Below are 23,599 nucleotides of genomic sequence, written 5' to 3'. Positions count from 1 at the left end.
TTATCATTATTACTTAAATCATTTAATTACCGGCATAGATTTTGTTTAATCAGTCAGCGAGCTTTACAACAGCCTTTCGTTCAGCAATAACATTTCTACCTTTACGGTCAATGATTTTTAGAGTTATTTCGGTGCCTGCTTTAAAACCGTAATTGTCAGAAGTTTTATCGTCCCCATTTACACTAACTTTTACGCTGGACTCTCTTGCCCCTACTGCACTGTCCTGCCCGCAGAGCACAAGCTTTTCCCCGACATCCCAGGAGCCGTCTTCAAGAGTAGCATTGTTGTGAACAACATAGCACGTGGAATTTTTCCCTCTGGAGCTCAGGTCTTTGTAGAGAATGGAGATATCTCCTGTGAGAGAACCCTCTCCAAAGACAGGCCTGTATGAACGTCCATATCCGGAAATTCGTATAGAGATAGAGTCTAGTGGAAGGGAGTCCCCTCCCTCATGCATAAGAACAATCTGATTTTCCTCAAATCTGGCCCAATTGTTTGCCGGGCCTGTACCATAAAGCCCTCCTTCACAGGATTCAAGAGTAATCCTTGCCACAGGAGGCTGGAAATTAGTTCTGCTGCCGGAGAGATTAATACTGCTAACGATTGCACCCACAAGCGCAAAAGTAATTAGCAGAAGGAGAAGGGAGCCAACAACAGGAGAGAGACCCTCAGATGCAGATTTTAAGGAATAAGGGTATTTATGCCAGAGACTTCCCAACGCCTTCATCAAGAAGATAATAAGTGAAGCTTGAATAAATAGATTACTATTTGACTAAAAATAGATGGTTTGTCCAAAAAATAGAGAAGCAATGGCAAGGAGGAAACTTTACCCGTGGTTATTTCTTCTTTCGTTGTTCTTTCTCCTCATATTCCTTTTCGAGCTCGAAGATTTCCCGAACGCTTTCCAGTTCTTTTTTACTTCGGGAATAACGCGAAAGCACCATAGCGACCCCGAAAAGTAAAGCTACAATTGCGGCGAAGAAATACATGGGTGCAGATTCAGCATAGTATTTAACCTGAATAGCTTCTTCCCGTTCCCCCATCTTAGAAGAAATCCACAGAAGAGTTTGCCTTCCTTTTTCATCGAAATTTATGTCATAAGGTTCAGGCCTTGCTATCCCGAATACCCTATTGCCTGTAGCATAGCCTTCCGGAAGAACTACGCGGATGAATTCTGAGTCAGGCTTCATAAAGGTAAAACTCTGAGTTCCGGGCATATCAAGAGTATATGCGATAAAACCTGTAACAGGCTCTTCAAATTCAAGGTTTATTAACTTCATGTTCCGCGTAATTTCCTGCGTAAGAGTATAATTGATGTCCGAAACGTTGCTACTGTTTGAGAGCCTCATAAAAGTTCTTGAACTTGCTACAGTTTCGTTTGCAGGCTCTACCAGAAGTACGAAATTTCTAATAGGGTCTTCATTGGAACTGCCACCAAGGGAATCGGGAGGGAAGATTTCAAGCTTGCTGCTATTTATAATGATATGGACGACCTGCAGCTCTGTTTTGTCTTCCAGAATATAATATGTGGTGGTATTTGCTGGAATTTCGTTATCCCACTCATCCAGAAAAACCTCAAATTCATAATTAGAGATATTGCCAGGCTCATCCAGAACGATCTCCTTTTTTTGATCAATACAGCCCGACATGAAGACCACCAGCAGGGCAAGGAGTATAAATATATTTTTTGTTTTCATTTTCACGGAAGAATTCTCCCTTGGGCTTGAAGAGATCTTTTTTCAGCTGCAGCAATTTCCTACTATTTTGAGCGAAGCTTGCAGGATCTGTAACAGGTCAGCTTTATCCTATGCTCTCTCTTCTTAATAAACAAAACGGATAACCTGCAAGAAAAAAATGCGAACTGCACCTCCCCAATCCCCTGTGCTGAAAGCTCAGGTTTTTGATTCTCCTGAATAGCTCAAATACCTTTCTACCATAGGCCAGTCAATTTTTTTGATATATTTTGCCTGAAGTTTGGAAACGTAAAGAGTATTGCTGCCAATAAGAATTTTCATATCAGAGGGCTTGGGAGAGGATTCCTCAAGAGGAAAAAGGATAGGACCATCCGGAGAAGTGGAAAGCCTGAAGTCCTGCCCGCTCCTTCTGATGTAAGCCCTGACTTTTTCATCAATTGAAAATACCGGGATCATATAATGCACCGTGCAGAAATTATCAGGGAAAGATAAATAATTACAGGTTACGAGATTGTAGAAAAACCTGAACTTTTAAATTAATAAAAAGAAACTCCGAAACTGCGGAAATTGCCGGGCAGTTTTAAATTCCATGAAAACAATTTAGGACGAAGATAGCATGATGATGAAAGATAAGGGAAAACTTGTAATCTGGCCTGCGTATATTGACCAGACAAAATCTAGAAGCAGCGGAAGGATCATCTCCCGAAAAAATGCCGTTAAAGAGCCGCATCTGAATGAAATCAAAGAAGCTGCAAAGCAGATGGGCCTTAACCCTGAAGTAGAGCCTGAGAAAGCCTACCCTAAAACATGGTGGGAAGTTAGCGGAAGAGTGCTCGTGGATGATAAGGGTCCAAAATCCGTTATTGCAAAGCAGATCGCCTTAGCAATAAAAAAAATGAGAGGGCAGGAAGCACCTGCACGAACATGAATTATAATAAATGTAAACTAATAATAAATGTAAACTAATAATAAATGTAAACTAATAATAAATGTAAACTAATAATAAATGTAAGTTATATTGAATGTAAATTATAACGAACCCGAATTATGAGTATCTCTGGTCAAGAAGAAAGGGCATTTAGAAAGGGTATTTAGAAAGAGTATTTAGAAAGAGTATTTAGAAAGAGTATTTAGAAAGAGTATTTATAAAGGGTATTTAGAAAGGAGCGCCTGAACAGACTTTAGTCTCACAAACTTATTTTCAAACCGCACTAATGACTTTAAAAGAGTCAAAAGCACCCTATTTTGCATTACCTGTTTTGAATAAACCTGTACAACTCTTAAAGACAAAATATTCTAACCGAATATGATATATATAGAATAATTAATATATATTAGAGCTGAATAATAATAAAACAAGAGACTCTGGTTAGAGATGACAATTGAAACTCTGGTTAGAGGCCATGGATAATGAAACTGTATTGAGAATTAAAAAGAACGTTTATATCATTTGAAAACAAAACCTGCAGATATGTCCGAAAATAACAAAAAAACGCTACCTGTCATAAATAACGGATCAGGTAGTTCCAAAAAAATAATCCAGAAACCATACAAAGAAATAAATGTCGGTTGCGGATGTGGAGCAGCTTCCTGTGAAAACTGTCCCGGAGCCCTTGGAATGAAGGCAGGATCAGACAGGGATTTGGTTTACAGAAACGTTTTTGTATACCTGATGGTCGTGATAGTGATCCTCGTTACTACTTACGTTGTAAAAGAAGCTTTAACGTCGCTGCTTATTTGATCCGGTCCAGTATAAGGTAGCACATCATTAGGTTTTACCTTAACTTTTTATAAGGATATCTCATTTCTTTTCCGCAGTGTTCACAGGATACAACAATAAACCCTCCTTTCAATCTGTACCTGGCATTATGTCCAGGCATAAGGAGCGCATAGCAGTGTTTGCAGATCCTGCCTTTAATTTCCCTTGGAATGCTCATCCTGTTCCTCATAGAGATATTTCGTATGAGCTGCACGTAACGCCTGCTGCGCTCAGGATTTTCTGAAAACTCAGCCTTCGCAAGCTCAAAAAGCCGCCACATACGCTGGGCTGCTACATTCTGAATAAGGTTTTTTTGCTTTTTCCTGGCTACTTTAGGCATTGATAGACCTATCCCTGGTATTTCTACTATATTTCACTGGTATGGGAATCCTGTTTCAGTATGGGGGTCCTGTTTAGCCCTTCTCTCGAAAAATGAAATCAGGAGTCAAGAATAATTACATTAATATCTGGGTTCTTGCTGTGTACAAGGGTTTTAAACCTTTCGGGATCTCCCTCGATTCCTTCTGAACCGTAATGCATTGGAATGACAGAATTCGGAGAGATTACTGCTGCTGCTCTGGCAGCTTCCTCTTCATTCATGGTATATGTGCCCCCAACAGGCAGAAGGGCTACATCGGTACTGATAGTTTCCATCTCAGGAATAAAATCGGTGTCTCCTGCATGATAAATTCTCAATCCCCCAAGTTCTACAATATATCCTACTCCAAGTCCCCTGGGGTGATTAGGCTTATCAAGGTTATAGGCCGGAACCACTTCAATCCGAACCCCTTTGATTTCAAGTCCGTCAGCCAGAATATCGCCCTCAGCAACCCTTCTTGCATCTCCCCTGAATTCAAGGGAACAGCTCTCAGGGACAATGGTTGTAGAATCAGACCTCCGGACCTTCCGGATATCCTCAGGACTGCAATGGTCAAAGTGCTCGTGTGTAATAAGAAGGATATCTGCCTTGTCATCAAAAGCCGGTTCTTCACCGATCTGATACGGGTCGATATAAATTTTTTTGCCATCCCCTTCAAGCAAAAAACCAGAATTTCCCAACCATTGAATACTAACGCCTTCAATTTTTACGCCATTCATTTATACACCTGCTGAGCTTTGTTTCCTGCATCTGCGAAAAGAGTCCTGTTAGAGAACTCTACTTTCAGATCATTAGCTCTACTTTTAGATCATTAGCTCTACTTTTAGATCATTAGCTCTACTTTTAGATCATTAGCTCTACTTTTAGATCATTAGCTCTACTTTTAGATCATTAGCTCTACTTTCAGATCATATTGGATCATATTAATAGTATCCTGAAGCACTGCCCTTCTTTAGAGCAGACCTGTTAAGATCCTTAGACAGATTTAAGATCTTTTTTAATAAAACTTGGCTCAAGCACCCTATCATAAATCATTTTCTGCATGTAACAAACAACTGGCAGTTTGATTACGACTGCTTCCCTTTTGTTTCCTGCACTGTGGACTCCTATTGATTCTTTTCCATCCGCAATTATAAAGAATTCTTCGTCATACCGGATTCCATCAATCACAATATTAGTTATGAAGTCCGTAAACTCTTTTGTAGTCTCTCTAAACTCAAAAGGCAGCAGTTTGAACCTCTCGAGTTCGTTCACAATAAGGGTTATGCGGCAGGTTTTTTCCAATTTTTTCAGTTCTGCCTCAAACTCCTGCAAGAATTCGGGGCTTGACGAGAAAACAATCAATTCTTCCTTTACCCCACCGAGAATTTCACGGATTCTGTTTTTTATTCCCCACTCACTCTGAATACACCAGACAGGAGAAGTTTTTGGAAGTTCATAACTTAATTCATTGAGCTGGTCAAGCGCTTCGATTGCGCAGTTAATGAATTCGTCTTTTATCTTGCCTATTACCTGCTTGGGATCAACTGCACGGAAATAGGTAGGAGAGCCCTGGCGGACTTCCAGATAACCTTTTTTTGCCAGCACTTTAAGGACTTCGTATATTTTGGCTCTTGGTACATTCGTAAGTTCATGGACTTCCCTGGCTGTAGCCTCTCTCAAACTGACGACCCCGACATATACTTTAGCCTCGTTTTCAGTTAGCCCTAGCCTCTCCAGATTACGAATTAACTGAGGATTAAGTTGTGAAAACATTTGTTACCCCTAAAGTAACAATAAATTTAAATCTTTTCCACATATAATACCAAACAAATGTCGAACATTAAATAACTATTCATACAGTAGAAAAGGGAAAAAATGTATATTAGTAAGTAAAGTCTTGAATGGTAAAACTCCGACCCAAAGGGAAACCTGCAGGTTGAAGATATGCATCAAAATCCCTAAATTGTACTTCATATTAAAATTATGAGGGGAATCCACTATTAAAAATATTTTTGAAAAACTGGGATTTTTTATTCAGAACAACCGTTTTTCCGTACTCATGATAGCTTTCCTGTTCATAGTCATATCAATGCAGGGCGCGCAGAAAATAGAAATGGCTTCAGGAACAGAGACCTTTGTAGGCAAAGACTCCCCTCTCTACCAGGACTATGACCACCTTTTTCAACGAATATTCCAGACACAGTCAATTGTGGTGATGGTAGAGGGCAACGAGGTGAAAAATGCTGACCTGATGAAAGCCGTAGACAGGCTCGAACATCAGCTCCAGGCTACCGAGGGGGTCATAGAAACCACAAGCCCTGCTTCCCTGATCAAATCGGTTAATTACCAGACGACAGGGAGGTACACGATTCCCGAAACCGATGAAGAAATTGGGGTCATCATAGATGAAAATCCTGATATTTTTAGCCAGATAGTTCCTGACAATACCCACATGTTAATTTCGGTGGTTATGGCCGGCTCAGCCAGTGAAACTGCACAGGAAGATATCCTTCATGCTACTGAAGATGCGGTCTCATTTGCAGAATTTCCACCTTCTTACAGCATCATTGTTACAGGTGATCCGGCTTTCAGCGTCTCCATGAACTACGAAATGAATTCGAGCATGGGTACACTTCTAGGGCTTTCCGGCATTTTCATGGTTATTGTACTGTTTTTCGTGTTCAAGCATGTCCGCTGGGGCCTTCTTCCTCTCCCGGTAGTTCTTCTCGGGATCGTTTACACCTTCGGAGCCATGGGTTATATCGGGATTCCTCTTTCCATGGTTTCGATGGCTGCGTTCCCGATTCTCATAGGCGTAGGGATTGATTATGCTATCCAGTTCCATAACAGGCTTGAAGAAGAACTGCATAGAAACGGGAGTAAAGGAAGAGCAGTTGTAGAAACCGTAAAGAACACGGGTCCTGCGGTCTTAATAGCCCTTGGAATGACAGCTCTTGGTTTTGTGTCTCTCTTTACATCCTCAGTGCCAATGATCCAGGACTTTGGAAAACTACTCCTGATAGGCATTATCATGTGTTATCTATCGTCCATATTTGTAGGGATTGTAACAGTTTCACTATTTGATAGTTATTCGGATAAAAATCCTTTAAAGAAATTTACGAATCGGATAAAACCGGCAGGTTTAGAGAAAAAGAAAAAAACAGAAAAACGGAGCGGAGGCGGACACAAAACAGAGAAACTCCTCCAGAAAGCTACAGATCTAACGATCAAATACGATATTATTGTCCTGGGAATAGCGAGCCTGCTCTGTCTTGGTGGCCTTTATGCAGATCAGTCCGTGGAGATTCAGACTGACGTGCAAACTTTCGTGCCCCAGGATATGCCTGCCCTTATGGATCTCCAGCATATGGGAGACATCATGGGGGGAACTGATGAATTAAATCTTATCATCAAGGTTGAAGACACAGCTAATCCGGATGTCCTGAAATGGATGGATCAGTTTTCCGAGCATGAAGTAGAAGGAAGAAAGCATATATACAGCGCTTCAAGCATCGTATCCCTGGTAAAGGAAAAGAACGGGGGCACAATTCCTGACACGAGCCAGGAAGTAGAAAATATTTATGCTGAGATCCCTGAATGGCAGAAAGAGCGCTACATGTACGGGAAAAATATGCTTCTCCTGAACTTCAATATCGGAAATGCGGTTGCAGATATCAAAGTAACAGGTATCCAGGAACTAACGGATATTGTCAGGCAGGACATGCAGTGGATGCCAGCTCCCCCGGGCACAACAGTCACGATTACCGGAAACAATGTTGTCTTTACGGAAGTTATTACCGCCCTTACCAGTGGGAGAGTAGCTATGACTTTCCTTGGGCTTGGACTTGTGCTTATGGGGCTTTTTGCTGTTTACAGAGACTGGCTGAAAGCAATAGTCCCGATTATTCCGATGGTAATAGTAATCGGCTGGTCAGGAGGAGTCATGTATTATCTTAACATCGAATACACCCCCATGACAGCAACCCTTGGAGCTCTGATTCTTGGAGTAGGTTCTGAATATGCGATCCTTATGATGGAACGCTACTTTGAAGAAAAAGAGGCTGGCGCAACTCCTATGGAAGCGATCCATATGACCAGTTCAAAAATAGGAACTGCAATCATTGCTTCAGGAGCTACTACTGTGTTTGGATTCCTGGCCCTGGTCGCTTCCCCATTCCCGATGATTAGCAATTTTGGAAAAGTTACGGTTATTGATGTCCTGCTAGCTCTCCTGGCAACCTTTGTAGTCTTCCCGCCGCTTATAGTAATCCTTGATACCTGGCGAGAGAAGAAAAGAGGGAGCACGGCGGCAGAAAAAGAGGCAAAAAAACAAATTCAGGGGGCAGAGATATGACACGAGTGCCCATAAAAAAATTAAGGCAAAAGATAATGAAAAGAGCTCCTTTAGTTGCGTTAATCCTGTTAATAGTATCAATGACTGCATTTCCAGCCCTCGGAAATGATGACGATGATGAAACAAACTTCATTATTCCAGACTATGGGTACACCGTAGACTATTACAGGAGTTACGGTGAACCGGTCATGCAGGCATCAGTCACAGGAAATCCCGAGCTCAGCAGGGGAGAGACTGCAGACCTGCAGATAAAAATTGTGAATAAAGGAGTAATAGAAGGTTTTCAGAGACTGAACGTAAATCAGGCTGGGATAAGCGATTCTGCTGAAGAGACGCTAGCAGTTGCTGAGATGGAAGAAGAAAAAGAGTCCACAACAGCGAAAAACATCAACGCCTTCCTTGTTTCTGGAACAGAGTACATAGAGGTCGAATCCTCGACCAATATCCAGGATGTGGAAGAGCTTGAAACAGGGCATACCGCAAACCTAAGATATACGATAAGGATCGACAGTGACACCCCTGCTGGAAATTATGAACTCTTCCTGCCTGTAAGCTATGACTACCAGGCTAATGTCCGGACCGCAACCGGGGAAGTAATAAACCTGGGGCTTACGGATACGGACTATACCAGAGAATATAAGACGAAAGAAGAGACGCTTAGAATACCGATTTCCATAAAAAGCAAACCGAAGTTAGAGGTAACTGAGATTTCAGGCAACCTGAAACAGGGAGAAAATAGAGTCATTGAAATCACCTATACGAACACAAGAGAAAGCATTGCGCAGGATGCTATGGCCCGAATAATCATAATGAGCCCTCTTAGCGCGGAGAAGTCCACAGTGAGACTCGGAGATATAGGGCCTGGAGAGAACAGGACAGCCAGATTCGAAATCGCTGCAAGCAAGGATGCTACTGTAAAAAGCTATGGAATCGATAGCGAGATAAAATATGTTGATGAGGATGGAGAAACCTCCTTTTCAGATAACCTGAAAGTACATGTGCCTCTTGAAGCCACAGAGAAAAAAATCAGCCCAGCCGGCATAGCAATTATACTGATTATCCTTATCGCCCTTTACCAGATCGTAAATATGCACCGGAAAAGAAAGAAGAATAATGAGAATGATGAGAACGCGTCAGGTGATGAGAATGAATAAAAATGGATTTTTTACTACTATTACAGCCCTTCTGATCCTTTGCTCTGCTGCCCTGCCCGCACAGGCAGCTTTACCCAAGAACTTCGACATCAGTGAGAATTATTACACCGTATACGGAGGGCCTGACCTTAATGCGACACTTGTTGGAAACAATGAATATTCAAGGGGAGATACGGTAACTCTGAACATAAATATGATGAATAAAGGTGCAATCACCGGATTTAAGTCCGAAAATGAGGTAGATATGGGGGACTATGTGGCTGAGATGCTCCAGCAGGCTGAAATGCAGTACGAAGCCCAGGCCATAACAGCAGTAGGTATCCTTGCAACCCTCAAATCCGATGACCCGCATATAAAGGTGAAATCCGGGCCTCAGGAAGCAGGTACCCTCAAACAGGGTAAACAGAGTTCAAGCCCAACAAAATTCACTATTGAAGTTAACAAGAATACCCCCGCCGGAACTTATCCCTTAACCCTTGAGCTTTCATATATGTACCAGCATAATGTGCAGGTAGGCGGGGATGAATTTGACAGTGCTATAGGCCTTGTAACAAACAAAGAAGTAGGCATCTGGTACGAAAACAAGACACAGACCCAGACCATAGAGGTAAAGGTCAAAAAAGAACCCTACTTTGAAGTTACAAATGTAACAGGCGACCTTTACCCCGACGAAGGCGGACTGCTTTATGTTACATACAAGAACTCAGGAGAAGAACCTGCAAAGGATGCAACAGTCAGGGTTAGTGCAGGTGACCCCTTCAGCACAACCGATGACCAGGCTTACCTCGGAACTCTAAACCCGGGAAAAACCGCTGTTGCCATTTTTGATATGGATGTAGACGAGGATGCAACACCCAAACTATATTCCCTTAACAGCGAGATTCTCTATGAAGACACTGACGGGCACGACCAGATCTCGGACAGCATAAAGGTTAATGTAGAGATCCTGCCTGCCAAAGAAAGCCTTCCAGGGTATCAGTTTGGAACCGGCATTGCTTTCATGGCTCTTGCAGCCTGCTTCGTCCTTTTCAGGAAAAAACAGAAGAAGGACTGAAAAAAAAAGCTAAAAAAATTGAGAAATTGAGAAATTGAGAAATTGAGAAATTAGATAATCGAAAGTAAATAAAAAAATGCCTGTGAACGATAAATTTTACAGGCATTCCAGCCTTTTTGATAAAGGATTTTACACTTACAGATTTTACACTTATAGATTTTACATTTAAAGATCTTAAATTTGAAGATCTCAACATGATAATCTTTAAAGTATATCTTACGTAAAAAAGTAATATTCAGTCTGAGATATCAGATTCTTTCAAATCGAGGTTTACAGATTCTTTTTTACTGACAGCTTTTGCGACCATTACCTCGGTGGATTTTATGACTGCATAAATCCGGTCTCCAGGCTTTATATCCAGTTTTTCCACTGCTTCTTCCGTAACTACAGAGGTAAGGACTGAAGGTTCCAGTTCAATAGTGATCTTGGAAACAAGCCCGCTTTTTTCGACTTCAAGTACCCTTCCTGGAAGCTTATTTCGAGCTGAAAGCTTAAAACTTACGTTTTCCCAGGAGGTTTCATCCCCTACGGCTTCATTAATCATTTTTTTGTTCATATCGTATTCAACCAGCAGTTTTCTTCCGAGATCGGTCAGGAAGGTGCCCTGGTCTTTTCCCCCGCGCACGGTAACTACCGCAGGCTCGCCTAGCGCTTCATTCATTTTTTTAAGCATCATCCAGGCATGCTTATACGAGATTCCGAGTTTCTGGCAGGCTTTTCGAAGGGAGCGTTCTTCGTCAATTGATTTCAACAACTCGGCTCTGCCAGCACCCATTACCGTCTTTCCATCTTCAGTAAACCAGAGCTTTGTTTTCGCTTTCACAGACTTTCACCTTTTTAGCGGAGAACATGGACAGAACTTGCCTTAAATTGGGCATAGACAGGAACACCCGGAGAGATATTCATCTCTTCTGCCGACTGCCGGGTTATGAGGACATTCAGGGGGATCCCACAATCAACTTTCACCCGCACAAGAGCTCCAAGTATCCAGACTTCCGTAACCCTGCCCTGCAGAGAGTTTCTGATGCTGGATTGTGCGGAAGTTTTACTTAAAGCTATGTTTTCGGGTCTCAGGAAGGCATATACCTGATCTCCTGTTTTCATATCCCCTGAGGCATCGATCACCGCGCCCCCGGCCTCGATTCTTAGAAGGCCGCGGTCAGCAGAGATAACCCTGCCTTTCAGCACATTCTCAAACCCTACAAAGCTGGCTACCTGGCTATCAACAGGTTTTTCGAAAATAGCCTCAGGAGTCCCGACCTGCACAAGCTTTCCGTCCATTATGATTGCAATCCTGTCAGCCATTATGCGGGCTTCAGTCTGGTCATGCGTGATATGCAGCACAGTCAGTTTTTTATTTTTATGGAGAGCTGAAAGCAGTTCTCTGGCACTTTCCTGAGTACGGGGATCAAGCGCGCTCAGAGGCTCATCCAGCAGCAATATTTTAGGGTCGGTAACAAGTGCTCTTGCAAGGGCGACCCTTTGCTGTTCTCCTCCGGAAAGCGTAAGAGGGTTGCGATCAAGAAGATGGGTGATCTTCAGGTCTCTGGCAGTTTCCAGAACCCTTTCTGGATCTTTTATTTTCTTCATCCGCATCCCGAACTCGATATTCTTTTTCACGTTCATATGAGGAAAAAGAGAATAATTCTGGTAGACAAAAGCAAGGTCGTGTTTTTCCGGAGGCAGGTGTGTTACTTCTTTTCCGTCAACCATAACCTTTCCGGAATCGGGGACATGAAAACCTGCAATCAGTTCAAGAAGCAGGGTTTTTCCGGCTCCTGTGGGTCCAAGGATCACAAAGTATTCGCCGGATTCAACTTTAAGGCTAAGATCGTTCAGGGCAAAAGTTTTCCATTTCCGGGAAAGGGATTCAATCTCTATCATATATACTCCAGCCTGCGGAAAGGATTCTTATTACAAGGAATATAGAAAGAGTGACCAGTATAAGAAGTACGGCTATGGGTCTGGATGCCGAAAGCCCGTAAGAGATAAAACGGTCATAGATAAGTGTGGGCCCTATCATGGGGTAGTAAGCGATAATCACAACAGCCCCGAACTCACTTATAGCCCTTGCCCAGGTCATGACTGCGCCTATTAAGAGATGTCTTGCCGAAAGAGGGAGAGTTACAAAGAAAAATGCTTTCCAGAGAGGAGCTCCCAGAGAACGGGCTGCATTTTCAAGCCTCGGGTCCACACTTTTGAAGCCTTCCCTTGCAGAATTTGCCAGATAGGGAAGGGATACGAAAAGCATTGCGACTACAATTCCCGGAAGAGCGTCGCGGAACTGGATATAAGATGCGAGAGGTTCCCCAATAAGCCCTCGAGATCCGAAAACAGTAAGAAGGGCAATCCCTGCAACCGTATGCGGGACCACTACAGGCACATCAATTATGCTCTCAACCAGCCTCTTACCGGGAAAATCGAACCTTGCTAGGATGTAACCCGCCGGAGCTCCGAGGAAAAGGGCAAGCAGTGTTGCAATAAAACCCGCATAAAGTGAGAGAAAAATAGCGCCCATCACTGAACGGTTTCCTGCGGCTTTCATCAGGCCCGAAAAATTCTCCAGGATTTGCCCGAAGATCATGTTTGAAAGAGTCAGGAAAATAAAAAGGAAAAGAATGATCAGTATAAGGGAAAAGATGAAAGTCAGAGGCTCAATTCTGCGGATTTTTTGGATTGTGGCATTCATTCTTATACCCTTTTACTGCCGTTTTTGTTTTTAAGTAATTCCCTGAATCCTGCTTTCTGAAATTCGTTATACCAGGGTGTTTAAAGTAGTTTTAGGACCAGGGAAAGAGCTCATCTTTATTCTATAAGAGCCTGTAATTTATTCCACAAAAGCCTGTAATTCTTCAGGCATTGATTCTTTTCCTTCAGAGAAGGCAGGAACGATCGGGGGCTGTCCGTTCTCTATGAAAATCTGCTGGCCAGACTCGTCAAGGAGCAGTTTTACGAATTCCGCTGCAAGTTCCGGATTTTCGGCATTTTTAGGGATTGTCACTCCATATACAATAGGAGAGCCGGTAACTACTTCTCCGTTTGCCATTTCAACCTGGACTTTTGAGTAATCGTCAGCATATTCGATTGAACTCAGATCAATTTCAGGCGGGAGCTCTACATATTTAAAGCCATGCTGCTCAGCTACACTCCTGTAGATATAAAAGTAGTCGATTTCCCCCATTTCCAGAGCAGAGGAAAGCTCGACTTCCATACTCCTGAGCATAATCTTACTGGTATCAGGGGAAAGGGCTTCAGATTCAGGAACACTCACGAGAACTGTCCCGTTTTCCTCTGTTGTGGCAATCATACCGGTCTTATCCAGAATAAGGTCATCGTAAATCTGGTTGTCATTATAATAGAACTCTGCAAGCTGGGTAACCATCTGGGTCCTGTAGCCGCATGGGTCATCGTTAGGGTTGGAAAAGCCATAATTTACCCCCGGGCGCCTGAGGATTTCATACCAGTTACCTGCATTGATCTCATCACTGTACAGGCTTTCATTAGTGTAAGCGATTACGATCTGGTTTCTTGCAAAAGCCGCATACCACTCTGCATATTCCGGAATCATCATGGACGGAATCAGGGCATAATCTGCAGACGCCAGAACATCTGCCTGTTTTCCAAGCTCTGTGATCTTTCTCACGCTTTGTGCACTCCCCGCAGCTTCTCTCTGAACATCAACTCCAGGATGTTTAGCTTCGAACTCAGCTTCAAGCTCTTCAAAGGGTACACTCAGGCTTCCTGCGTGAAAAACCGTAAGGACAGTGTCTTCGCTTGTGGTAATATTTTCAGAGCTGTCTTCCATAGCTCCTATATTCTCGTCTTCTGCCTGATTGTCAACACAGCCAAGGCCGGCAAATATAGTAATCAGGGTTAAGAGAACAGAGACTACCTTGAAAACTTCGATTTTACCTTTCATAGTTATGTGGTCTTAAACATAACAAATATAAACCTTTTGAGTAAAACCTCTGCTTTTTCACGTGATGTAAATCATGATGAACAAAAAAGAAGGAACTGAAGCCTAAAAAAGCGTTTTCCCTGGGAAAAATCGGTTTATGTAAAAAATGAAATTGGGAGTCAAGAATCAAAGTAAGAATCTATGGATCAAAATAAGAATCCATGGATCAAAATAAGAATCCGTGAATAAAAATAAGAATCCATGAATAAAAATAAGAATCCATGAATAAAAATAAGGAAATTAAAATGAATAAACCCAAGTTAACTTGCATTTATTTGTAAAAAGAAGTTCGTAAAGCATCTGAGGAATAAATAAATAGTAGAATAAAAGTAAAGTTTACTTATTCAGATTTAATAATATGAGAATATATAAAAGCAAAGTATTCCTGAATGATTGTAATATTTCAGGAAAATTTCTATAAAATGGTAATACTCATATAAATTATTTGATCCTTTTAAAGGTGCCCTTATGGATGGTTATAATATTTTCTTGGTGTTGCTTGCGGTCTACATAGCCGTACTTGTGGCTATTGGCTGGTACTTCAATAAAAAACAGAAATCCGTTACTGACTTCTGGCTCGCGGGACGCAGGATAGGACCTTCAGCTCTTGGGTTTTCAGCTGCTGCCTCCTGGCTGACAGCCGGAGGAATCCTTGCGGTTATAGGGTATTACATGCTGCAGGGAATGGGCTCTGTATGGGCTTTTGTTGCCCCGAACATCCTCGCTCTCCTTATTATTGCGATGCTTGTGGGGAAGATCAAGAACCTGCCTGCAATCACACAACCCGAACTTCTGGAACAGCGCTATGGCAGCGCAGTCCGGTGGCCGATCGCTCTGATCATTACTGTAGTGATGATTCTTTTCGCGGTAGCAGATGTTACAGGGCTCTCCCTGGTACTTCAGGTCTTTTACGGACTCGATCCTCTTTATGCTGCAGCTATTGTTGCGATTGCAGTCTCCCTTTACGTAACCCTGGGAGGGCTTTCGGCAGTAGTCTGGACAGATGTAATTCAGTTTGCTTTCCTTGCAATCTTCACAATAGCAATGGCTTTTGCCGCAGTAGGTGCAGTAGCTGACGGAGGCCTTGATACTCCTGCAATAAGCAGCTCAGAGCTTTTCGGAAACGTACCGGATGTATGGTGGAATCCCTTCTCAATTGGTATTCCTATGGTCCTTATCTTTGTCCTGGCGATTGTTCCGGGCTGGATTACAGAACAGGATCCCTGGCAAAAGGTATGGGCTGCAAGGGATGCAAAATCAGCCCGGCTTGGGATGATCATAGGGTCCCTTATGATAACCGTAGTTTTCGCGGCATGTGCTGTAATTGCAATAGCCCTTAACACCATTTACCCTGAGATCGCAGGAATGGGTTTTCCTGCAGGCATGGCTCTGGCAGAACCTGCGCTCCTTGCCTTTGTCAGCGAACGTTTCGCCTCAACTCCCCTGATAATAGCTCTCAGCGCAATCGGACTTGCAGCGGCCTCCATGTCATGTGCGGACACATTTGCAACCTCAGGAGCTTCCTGTATCTCAAGGGACATTTTCCAGAGATACATAAAACCTGATGCTACAATGAAGGAGATGCTGGTTGTAAACAGAATAAGCGTGCTCATCATTGTACTTGCTGCAACCGCAGGCTCATTTGTTATCCCCAATATTATCGATGCAATCCACATTGCAACATTTATTGCAAGCGCTTCCTACTTCTTCCCCCTCATGGGAGGCCTTTACTGGAAAAGAGCTACAAAAGAAGGAGCATTTGCAGGGATGGTAATCGGATTTGTTGTCCAGGTAACCCTTGTAGCCCTGGATCTTATAAAGACTCCACCTCTGGCGCCTTCCTACCTTGAAACAGTCCACCCGGCACTGATGAGTCACGGTGTTATCGTGGGAATGGGTCTGAGTGCTATTGCCTTCTTTGGAGTCTCCTTTATGACAAAGCCCTCAAACAGGGTTAACCTTGCCCCCTTTTTCGAAGAGGAAGCCGAAGAGCTTGCCCGCTACGAGACCCGTGAGATCAATGAAGCAGATCCCTCATACAGTGCTTTCCTCAAAAATATCGATGAAAAAGTCACAGGGGAGCGCACCCACCTTCAGCTTAACCTCCAGGCTTCGGGGGCTCTCAACTGGCATGAACTTGTGGACAGGCTGAAAACCAGTTCTCCGGCATGGGTTACTCCAACAGGGCTTGATTCAGTATACCGGCTGACCCATGGTGATATGCTTGCATGCGTTGCTGTTACAAGAGGAAGCGGAGAGAAGGATATCTGGCTCAAAGCCGAACCAAAACTTGAAACCGTGGGAAGGCAGAGGAAAGAGCTTTTTACTGCTTATGAAGAACTCAAAAAAGTGCTTGGCCAGAAAGGAGTTAAACTGGATTTCTATTAAAAAGATAATTAAGAAGGTAGAAGTATTGAAAAAGGCTGAGATTCTAAACGAATCCGGCCATTAATTTCTTTTTCTGGACTTAGTTATGAAATTAAATTCGAGTTCTGAAGTTAAATTCAAACTCCAAGGTTTAATTTTAATATAGAGCTTTCTCGATGACTTGCTTTCCAAGCTGAACATCTTCCACGGAGAAAACTTCCAGATTATAGACACCCCGGTAGTCGGAAAGCAGTTTAAGAACCGAGAAGTCAACACATCCCTTTCCTGGTACCATATGTTCGTCCCCATCATATTTTTCTGTCCACTGTCCACTGTTATCATGCAAATGAAGGTGAATAATATGTTTCTGCAGAGTCCTGATAAAAGCCCTGAGCTTTTCGGAATTCCCCCCGCAGGTAAGGTTTGCGTGCCCGATATCAAAAGTAGCCTTAAGATGCTCTGAATCTACAATTTCGATAGTCCGGGAAAGTTCTTCTGCTTCACAGCAAAAATTTGAAAGATCTGTTCCTTCTTTATTTTCAAGCCCCAGCATAACTCCGTAGTCCTCAGCAAGAGAGGCAAGGGATCCTAGGTTATTGATCATAGAAGCAAAGGATTTCTCCCTATCTGGTCCAATCCTGCCAGGATGGAACACCACTACACTGGCTCCTATCCTGTTTGCAATTGCCATGGACTCTTCAAGGAGAGTAAACTCCCGGTCTCCCATTTTTGCAGTATCCACCTGCAGGGCTGCAGGGTACCTTGGGTCTGCTGCAGAATAAGGGGCGTGAACAGTGCCTGTGAAACAATATGTTGACATTTCATCAAGGATACGTTCAAGTTCTTTCTTTTCAAGTACTGAACCATTGTAAATTCCCAGCTTAGGGACATATAATTCTATAGACCCTACATTTTCCTTCAGCTCCTGAAGGGAACCAGCAAAGGATGATGCTCCGAAAATCACGCATTAAGCAAGGAGACCAGATATAAATTCCTTTTGCGGCATCAATAATAATCAAAACGCATTCAACTGTATAGATTTATTAAAATACTTGAGTGAAAAAGGGAAAAAAAATGAGATTTACATTTAATCCGTGGCAGAAGGCGTTAAGTTCCTGTAAAGATGGAAATATAGCCAACATATTTATATATAATAAATTGTTATCCGACCTTCATTTTAAAAGAATTAATAAATAGTTCCTTAAGAAAAACATAGATTTATCTCTAGCAATATATTTTCATTGAAAATAGAGGCAGTAAAAAATAATTAGAATTTCTGAACCAGAAAAAAATATCCATTTTGTCCCTGAAGAAATGCAGGAAATTGATGAGATATACATTATATAAAATTTAATAATATAAAAACCACATCAGGATAACTGATTATTATAAAAATAGTTAATATATTTTTAAAAATAAATAAAAAAATTCATTAGTAAGAATCGGAATCTTTATATGATACTGAAAGAAGTATAATTTATTTTCTTATATATATTTAGGATTTTGCTTATTTTAACGGGTACAATACATCTTATAAAATTGATTGTATAATATATAATCATATAATAATATTTTAAAAGCGCCCTTATTTCGAAAGGTTTATGAATGATCCTCTCTAATCCAAATTTTAACGCTCGTCATCATCATTTTTATTTGCAATGATGTGGCAGACGATTCTAAAAAAATGTATAACGTTTTTGAATCCAGCTTATTAACATGTTAATAACATAAAGGAGGAAAATGAATGGAACCACTCATAGGCATGGGAGTGCTGGCACTTATTGGCGTAGCTGCAACCATTGCAGGTGCCTCAGAAGACCTAGAATCCGATGTCGGATCCCAGAGTAATCCCAACTCACAGGTCCAGTTAGCTCCCCAAATGATGTTTCCGCACAGAATATATAATAAAGCGGTATCGGGGGAACCACCCTCAAATGCATTGATGTGCTCGGTCGGTGCAGCCGTAGCTACAGTATTAATAAGTGAATTTACGTTATCTCCGCTCTTTGCACTGGTAATCGGTGCTCTTGTTGCAGCATGCGTTCACGGCACTTTTGCCGTCACATCTACAATGGGGCGTGCAGCCAGTCAGAGGCGTTTCAAACAACCAGTTTATCTGGATATGATAAGAAGTCACACCCCGGTAATCATGGGATACGCCTTCATAACGACTTTCTGTATCCTTATCGTGTCTTATCTGATGACCGTCGTTCTCGGACACCCCTTCCCATTAACCATGCTTGCATTTATCTGGGGTATTACAGTAGGTGCAATTGGTTCATCTACAGGTGACGTCCACTACGGTGCAGAGCGTGAATTCCAGCAGTTCGAGTTCGGTTCCGGGCTCAACGCTTCAAACTCGGGAAACATTGTCAGATATGGAGAATCCGGTGTCAGGAACGGGTATGATAACTCCTGGTTCTGTGCCAAATTCGGAGGCCCTGTTACAGGTATTGCCTTTGGTATGACTGTATTCCTTGGAAGCTGGGTAACAACTGTTTTTGATCCTGCAGTAAGCCTTACCAGAGGCTGGTTCTCTGTTGTCGCAGGTGTCATCATTGTCCTTATCTTAATTATCTGGAACTGGAAAATTGAAGTCAAAGCCCGTAATGCTTTCGGACCTTACAAAGAAGACAAGACCGAGGAGGCCTCAGCATGATCGACGCTCTCTTGGATAACATCGTGTCGATGATATACATTATATTGGGTGGCGTCCTGATTTCCTGGAGTGTACACTTCGTGCCTGTAGGTGGCGCACCTGCAGCTATGGCTCAGGCAACTGGTATCGGTACAGGTACCGTGCAGCTGGCAGCCGGAGCAGGCCTGACAGGGCTTGTAAGTGCCGGATTCATGATGAACGTAACAGATAACCTTCCACTGATTCTCGCATCGGGCGCAGTGGGAGCAATGATCATGATCGCTGTGACCATGATTGTCGGAACCTGGGTCTACGTCTATGGTGTGGGCTGTGTGCCTTCTTCAGCAAAGGTAAAAGTCGACCCGATTACAAAATACAGACAGGACCTGTATGTCTCCCAGGGTACTGAGGGGCATGGACTTCCAACAGTTTCTTTTGTCAGTGGTGTTATTGGTGGCTTACTTGGTGGAATAGGTGGAGCCCTCGTATACTACGCTCTTATAGAAGTTGGACTTAAGGCAGGCCTCACCGCAGGCACAAGCTCTTCTGTTACAGGGCATGAACTTGTAGGAATTGCTGCAATGTTCGCAATAGGTATCTTCTTCGTGAACGCTGTGATCCCCTCCTATAACATCGGAGGTACAATCGAAGGGTTCCACGACCCGAAATGGAAGAAGTGGCCAAAGGCGGTAATATCTTCCTTTGTCGCAACTATACTCTGTGCCGTTGTGGCAGTAATCGCAATTTCACAGCTTGGAGTGATCTAAAATGTCTGCAGGTGGATCAGGAGGAGGAGCAAATGCCGCGTATCCTCCACAAACAATAATGGCTATAGGTGCAGTCGGCGGTCTCGCAGGAATTTACCTGGGTCACTTCTTGCCTCCAATGTTTTCATTCTTCGGAGGCCTGGGAGCAATCTGCGCTATTGTCTGGGGTGCTGATGCGGTTCGCCGTGTTGCAAGCTACGGACTTGGTACAGGTGTCCCATCTATTGGTATGATCGCCCTTGGTATGGGAATCGTCGCTGCCCTGTTCGGGCTTTCCGTGGGAGGCATTGCCGGACCCATAGTATCCTTCGTTGCAGCAGCAATTATAGGCGCTGTTATCGGTGTCCTTGCAAACAAAGTAATCGGGATGGGTATTCCTATTATGGAACAGGCCATGGTGGAAATCGCAGGTGCAGGTACTCTTGCAATTATAGGATTAAGCGTTGTCATTGCAGGAGAATTCACATATGGCGCAGTTATTGAGAACGTAGTCGCCAACGGATACATTGCACTGATCTTTATCATAGGCGGTATGGGAATCCTTCACCCCTTCAACGCAAATCTCGGCCCTGACGAGAAGCAGGACAGGACTCTGTCTGTAGCTGTTGAAAAGGCAGCCATTGCACTGATAATTACAGGTTTTGCGTCTTCACTCCATGAAGGATTGATGGCAGCCGGATTAAACATCGCTGTAGGACTTGTTATCTGGACTGTTGCCTTTATGAAGTACTATGGGTTTGTCAAGAGAGATGCACATTCGGTTGTTGGAACTGGGCTGTTGCCAAGTGCGGAGGAATTGCAATGAGCATGATTCGCATAGCTCCCGAAGTACATCTGGTCATGGACCCTGACACTGCAACTGTAGCAGAAGAAAGGGCGGACTCGGTTCTTTATTCCATGGAACCTGTCTTTGAAAGAATGGACAAACTTGATGGGGTTGCAGATGATCTGCTGAACTCACTTTCACCCAGCAAACCACTCCTTAACTCATGGCCTGGCCGTGAGAACACCTCCTATATGGCAGGAATTTATGGAAACGCGTTCTACGGAATCGTTGTAGGTCTTGCCTTCAGCGGGCTGCTTGCCCTGATCATATTCATACAGAGACTGATCGAGGGAGGTATGTAAAATGGTAAATAAAAGAGAACCCGCACCTGGATGGCCCATCCTGAAAGGAGAGTACGAAGTAGGCGATGTAAAGGGCTGTGTTGCAGTCATTACCTGCGCATCACACCTTCCCGGAAAGCCTATTCTCGATGCAGGAGCAGCAATTACAGGATCCTGTAAAACCGAAAATCTGGGTATAGAAAAGGTCGTTGCCGACATAATTGCAAACCCCAATATCAGATTCCTGATCGTAACAGGAGCTGAAGTTAAAGGGCACGTTACAGGACAGGCAATGCTCGCGGTCCATGAAAATGGTGTAAAAGATCACAGAATTGTAGGTGCAGTAGGTGCCATTCCGTACGTAGAAAACCTGAACGATGAGGTAATTGCCCGCTTCCAGCAGCAGGTCCAGACCGTAAACCTGCTGGATACAGAAGACATGGGTGCAATCACAGCCAAGGTAAGGGAACTCGTGGCAAAGGACCCTGGTGCCTTTGATGCAGAACCAATGGTCGTAGTAATCAGCGACGAGGGAGAAGAAGAAGAAGAGGCTGGAGTCATCAGACCAGTCTCCGGTGAGATTGCAGTCATTCGCAGCAGACTGAAAGGCATCGAAGCCCGGATGCTTGATATAGGAAACTTGAATAAGTTCCACTCAGGGATTCATGCAGGAAAGATTGAAGGTGCCATGATCGGGTTGACAGTAACCATATCCCTGCTTGGGTTGTTACTGCTCGGGAGGTAATGAGAATGGCAGAAGAATACGGAAAAGGAGTCCCAATGGTGCTCAACCCCCAGATGGGCGCAATTGACGCTACTGTTGAGAGCATTCGGTACAGAGCACAGCTGATCGCGAGGAACCAGAAGCTGGATTCCGGGGTAATGGCTACCGGAATGATTGGCTTTGCAGCAGGCTTCCTCTTTTCACTGCTGATGGTAATCATACTCCCGTTAATGGCCGGTCTCTAAGCTTGAGAGGTGAAACAATGGATGGAAAAGCACCAGCAGCATTTGTAGATCCAGCTGAGTTTAACGAAGTAATGAAAAGGCTCGAAAAGATCGATGAAAAGGTTGAGTTCGTCAACAGTGAAGTTGCACAGAGAATCGGAAAGAAAGTAGGAAGAGACATCGGAATTCTGTACGGGGCAGTGGTAGGACTGCTTCTCTTCCTGATCTATGCCACGATATCATCAATGTTCACAATATAATGAGGGATCAAAATGTTCAAGTTTGACAGGAAACAGGAAGTTTACGAGATAGGTGGAGTTAAGTTCGGCGGACAACCGGGCGAAAACCCGACCGTGTTAGTCAGTACCATGTTCTACGCAAGGCACAAAATCGTGACCGACGAGGACAAGGGTCTCTTTGACAGGGCAGCCGCAGAAACCCTGTGGAATACCCAGGTGTCAATGAGTGATGCCACCGGGAACCCCTATGTAAACCAGATCGTGGGCGAGACTCCCGAAGCAATTAGGCGCTACATCGACTGGTTTATTGAAATCGACGACAGGACTCCTTTCCTGATCGACTCTTCAGCCGGAGAAGTGCGAGCAGCTGCAGCCCAGTACTGTACTGAAATAGGAGTTGCAAAAAGGGCAATTCACAACTCCATTAACGCAAGTATCGAACAGTCAGAAATCGATATACTCACAGAGAGCGATGTAGAAGCCGCAATAGTTCTGGCTTTCAATGCAACCGACCCAACCGTAAAAGGAAAAATGGACATTCTTGAAGTCGGTGGCTCCGGGCAGACAAAGGGTATGCTCCAGGTCGCCAAGGACTGTGGGATCAAGATTCCCCTTATCGATGTCGCTGCAATGCCCCTTGGCGCAGGTTCTGGCGCAACAATCCGCTCAGTTCCTACAATTAAAGGAAAGCTCGGCTTGCCTGTAGGCGGTGGATACCACAACATGGCCTCTGCCTGGGACTGGCTCCGCAAGTTCAAGAAGACCCAGCCTGACCCCAAGGCAATCTATATGCCTGCTGATATAGGTACCAACCTTGTTGCCCAAATTGCAGGTTCTGACTTCCTGCTCTACGGTCCGATCGAAAACGTGAGCCAGATCTTCCCTGCTGTGGCCATGGTGGACATCATGCTTGGCGAAACCGCAAAGGAACTTGGCGTCGAGATCTCAGATCTGGAAAACCACCCTGTGAGCAAACTTACGTAAGCTCAAAAATTATTGAAAGGATCGCAAGACCCAGAAGCAAAGAGGAGTTTTCCCTTTGCTTTTTCTTTTTTTTGTTTCACTATCGATTTTGTAGCTTATTTCAAAGTTTTCTCATCGTTATATCTAAGAGCGTGTCTTAAAATTCAAACCATTTCTACAATTGGACAATAGGCAACGTTAATTTCAAATTCATGTCGTAAATTTACTACATCGGA

Annotated in this window: 25 protein-coding genes; 14 read left to right on the top strand and 11 right to left on the bottom strand. The window is 43.5% G+C overall.

What is annotated here, in order from left to right; genetic code table 11:
* Window positions 1–49: 49 nt before the first annotated feature.
* The 3 genes from FXV91_RS06550 to FXV91_RS06540 form a co-directional block, all read right to left on the bottom strand.
* Window positions 50–727, bottom strand: a complete 678-nt coding sequence (locus FXV91_RS06550) for a type IV pilin N-terminal domain-containing protein (RefSeq protein WP_229389623.1) — start codon at window positions 725–727, stop codon at window positions 50–52.
* Between the two features lie 109 nt (window positions 728–836).
* Window positions 837–1,697 (bottom strand): DUF5803 family protein, encoded by an 861-nt coding sequence (locus tag FXV91_RS06545; RefSeq protein WP_229389781.1) that lies wholly within the window; start codon window positions 1,695–1,697, stop codon window positions 837–839.
* A 195-nt stretch (window positions 1,698–1,892) separates the two neighbouring features.
* The gene (locus FXV91_RS06540) at window positions 1,893–2,150 is read right to left on the bottom strand and encodes a hypothetical protein (protein WP_229389621.1); all 258 of its coding nucleotides are present in this window, start codon (window positions 2,148–2,150) and stop codon (window positions 1,893–1,895) included.
* Between the two features lie 166 nt (window positions 2,151–2,316).
* On the opposite strand from FXV91_RS06540, the gene FXV91_RS06535 reads away from it, so the two are divergent.
* Window positions 2,317–2,622, top strand: coding sequence for a signal recognition particle protein Srp19 (locus FXV91_RS06535; protein ID WP_229389779.1), 306 nt, complete (start codon window positions 2,317–2,319; stop codon window positions 2,620–2,622).
* Window positions 2,623–3,165: 543 nt separating this feature from the next.
* Window positions 3,166–3,435, top strand: coding sequence for a hypothetical protein (locus tag FXV91_RS06530; protein WP_229389619.1), 270 nt, complete (start codon window positions 3,166–3,168; stop codon window positions 3,433–3,435).
* A gap of 34 nt (window positions 3,436–3,469) precedes the next feature.
* On the opposite strand, the gene FXV91_RS06525 is transcribed toward FXV91_RS06530, so the two are convergent.
* From FXV91_RS06525 to FXV91_RS06515, 3 genes are all read right to left on the bottom strand, one after another.
* Window positions 3,470–3,793, bottom strand: coding sequence for a ribonuclease P protein component 4 (locus FXV91_RS06525; protein ID WP_229389617.1), 324 nt, complete (start codon window positions 3,791–3,793; stop codon window positions 3,470–3,472).
* Window positions 3,794–3,891: 98 nt separating this feature from the next.
* Window positions 3,892–4,551 (bottom strand): MBL fold metallo-hydrolase, encoded by a 660-nt coding sequence (locus FXV91_RS06520; RefSeq protein WP_229389615.1) that lies wholly within the window; start codon window positions 4,549–4,551, stop codon window positions 3,892–3,894.
* 256 nt (window positions 4,552–4,807) lie between these two features.
* Complete coding sequence (locus FXV91_RS06515; protein ID WP_229389613.1) at window positions 4,808–5,587, bottom strand: TrmB family transcriptional regulator; 780 nt, start codon at window positions 5,585–5,587, stop codon at window positions 4,808–4,810.
* Between the two features lie 226 nt (window positions 5,588–5,813).
* On the opposite strand from FXV91_RS06515, the gene FXV91_RS06510 reads away from it, so the two are divergent.
* From FXV91_RS06510 to FXV91_RS06500, 3 genes are read left to right on the top strand one after another with little or no spacing between them, the layout of a single operon-like run.
* Entirely contained in the window at window positions 5,814–8,168 is a 2,355-nt protein-coding gene (locus FXV91_RS06510; RefSeq protein ID WP_345945478.1) for an RND family transporter, read from the top strand.
* The gene (locus FXV91_RS06505; protein WP_229389609.1) at window positions 8,165–9,322 is read left to right on the top strand and encodes a hypothetical protein; all 1,158 of its coding nucleotides are present in this window, start codon (window positions 8,165–8,167) and stop codon (window positions 9,320–9,322) included. The genes FXV91_RS06510 and FXV91_RS06505 overlap by 4 nt, the downstream gene beginning before the upstream one ends.
* Window positions 9,315–10,376 (top strand): COG1361 S-layer family protein, encoded by a 1,062-nt coding sequence (locus tag FXV91_RS06500; protein WP_229389607.1) that lies wholly within the window; start codon window positions 9,315–9,317, stop codon window positions 10,374–10,376. The genes FXV91_RS06505 and FXV91_RS06500 overlap by 8 nt, the downstream gene beginning before the upstream one ends.
* 235 nt (window positions 10,377–10,611) lie before the next feature.
* Here the strand turns inward: FXV91_RS06500 and FXV91_RS06495 are convergent, their stop codons facing one another.
* The 4 genes from FXV91_RS06495 to wtpA all read right to left on the bottom strand — a co-directional run bounded on the left by FXV91_RS06495 (window position 10,612) and on the right by wtpA (window position 14,295).
* The gene (locus FXV91_RS06495; protein ID WP_229389605.1) at window positions 10,612–11,199 is read right to left on the bottom strand and encodes a TOBE domain-containing protein; all 588 of its coding nucleotides are present in this window, start codon (window positions 11,197–11,199) and stop codon (window positions 10,612–10,614) included.
* Between the two features lie 14 nt (window positions 11,200–11,213).
* Complete coding sequence (locus tag FXV91_RS06490; protein WP_229389603.1) at window positions 11,214–12,260, bottom strand: ATP-binding cassette domain-containing protein; 1,047 nt, start codon at window positions 12,258–12,260, stop codon at window positions 11,214–11,216.
* Window positions 12,247–13,065: an ABC transporter permease gene (locus FXV91_RS06485; protein WP_229389601.1), complete on the bottom strand. Its 819-nt coding sequence runs from the start codon at window positions 13,063–13,065 to the stop codon at window positions 12,247–12,249. The genes FXV91_RS06490 and FXV91_RS06485 overlap by 14 nt, the downstream gene beginning before the upstream one ends.
* A 138-nt stretch (window positions 13,066–13,203) precedes the next feature.
* The gene (gene wtpA / locus FXV91_RS06480) at window positions 13,204–14,295 is read right to left on the bottom strand and encodes a tungstate ABC transporter substrate-binding protein WtpA (protein WP_229389599.1); all 1,092 of its coding nucleotides are present in this window, start codon (window positions 14,293–14,295) and stop codon (window positions 13,204–13,206) included.
* 507 nt (window positions 14,296–14,802) lie between these two features.
* Here wtpA and FXV91_RS06475 point away from each other — a divergent pair.
* Window positions 14,803–16,722: a sodium:solute symporter family protein gene (locus tag FXV91_RS06475; protein WP_229389597.1), complete on the top strand. Its 1,920-nt coding sequence runs from the start codon at window positions 14,803–14,805 to the stop codon at window positions 16,720–16,722.
* 136 nt (window positions 16,723–16,858) lie between these two features.
* Here the strand turns inward: FXV91_RS06475 and FXV91_RS06470 are convergent, their stop codons facing one another.
* Entirely contained in the window at window positions 16,859–17,665 is an 807-nt protein-coding gene (locus tag FXV91_RS06470) for a sugar phosphate isomerase/epimerase family protein (protein WP_229389595.1), read from the bottom strand.
* 780 nt (window positions 17,666–18,445) lie between these two features.
* Between FXV91_RS06470 and mtrE the strand changes: the two genes are divergently transcribed.
* From mtrE to mtrH, 8 genes are read left to right on the top strand one after another with little or no spacing between them, the layout of a single operon-like run.
* Complete coding sequence (gene mtrE, locus FXV91_RS06465) at window positions 18,446–19,360, top strand: tetrahydromethanopterin S-methyltransferase subunit E (RefSeq protein WP_229389593.1); 915 nt, start codon at window positions 18,446–18,448, stop codon at window positions 19,358–19,360.
* A complete protein-coding gene (gene mtrD / locus FXV91_RS06460) occupies window positions 19,357–20,106 on the top strand; it encodes a tetrahydromethanopterin S-methyltransferase subunit D (RefSeq protein WP_229389591.1) in 750 nt (249 codons plus the stop codon). The genes mtrE and mtrD overlap by 4 nt, the downstream gene beginning before the upstream one ends.
* A gap of 1 nt (window position 20,107) precedes the next feature.
* Window positions 20,108–20,911, top strand: coding sequence for a tetrahydromethanopterin S-methyltransferase subunit C (gene mtrC / locus FXV91_RS06455; RefSeq protein ID WP_229389589.1), 804 nt, complete (start codon window positions 20,108–20,110; stop codon window positions 20,909–20,911).
* On the top strand, window positions 20,908–21,234 hold the full coding sequence (locus FXV91_RS06450; RefSeq protein WP_229389587.1) for a tetrahydromethanopterin S-methyltransferase subunit B: 327 nt from the start codon (window positions 20,908–20,910) through the stop codon (window positions 21,232–21,234). Before mtrC ends, FXV91_RS06450 begins: the two co-directional genes overlap by 4 nt.
* A 1-nt stretch (window position 21,235) precedes the next feature.
* Entirely contained in the window at window positions 21,236–21,958 is a 723-nt protein-coding gene (gene mtrA, locus FXV91_RS06445) for a tetrahydromethanopterin S-methyltransferase subunit A (RefSeq protein ID WP_229389585.1), read from the top strand.
* Window positions 21,958–22,182: a tetrahydromethanopterin S-methyltransferase subunit F gene (locus FXV91_RS06440; protein WP_229389583.1), complete on the top strand. Its 225-nt coding sequence runs from the start codon at window positions 21,958–21,960 to the stop codon at window positions 22,180–22,182. The genes mtrA and FXV91_RS06440 overlap by 1 nt, the downstream gene beginning before the upstream one ends.
* Window positions 22,183–22,199: 17 nt before the next feature.
* On the top strand, window positions 22,200–22,421 hold the full coding sequence (gene mtrG, locus FXV91_RS06435) for a tetrahydromethanopterin S-methyltransferase subunit G (RefSeq protein ID WP_229389581.1): 222 nt from the start codon (window positions 22,200–22,202) through the stop codon (window positions 22,419–22,421).
* Window positions 22,422–22,433: 12 nt separating this feature from the next.
* Window positions 22,434–23,384, top strand: a complete 951-nt coding sequence (gene mtrH / locus FXV91_RS06430) for a tetrahydromethanopterin S-methyltransferase subunit H (protein ID WP_229389578.1) — start codon at window positions 22,434–22,436, stop codon at window positions 23,382–23,384.
* The last annotated feature ends 215 nt before the right edge of the window (window positions 23,385–23,599 follow it).

It is taken from the genome of Methanosarcina sp. DH2 (genome assembly GCF_020804225.1).
GTDB lineage: Archaea > Halobacteriota > Methanosarcinia > Methanosarcinales > Methanosarcinaceae > Methanosarcina.
Note: the sequence above shows the minus strand (reverse complement) of the source record. Positions and strands in the feature narration are given on the sequence as shown.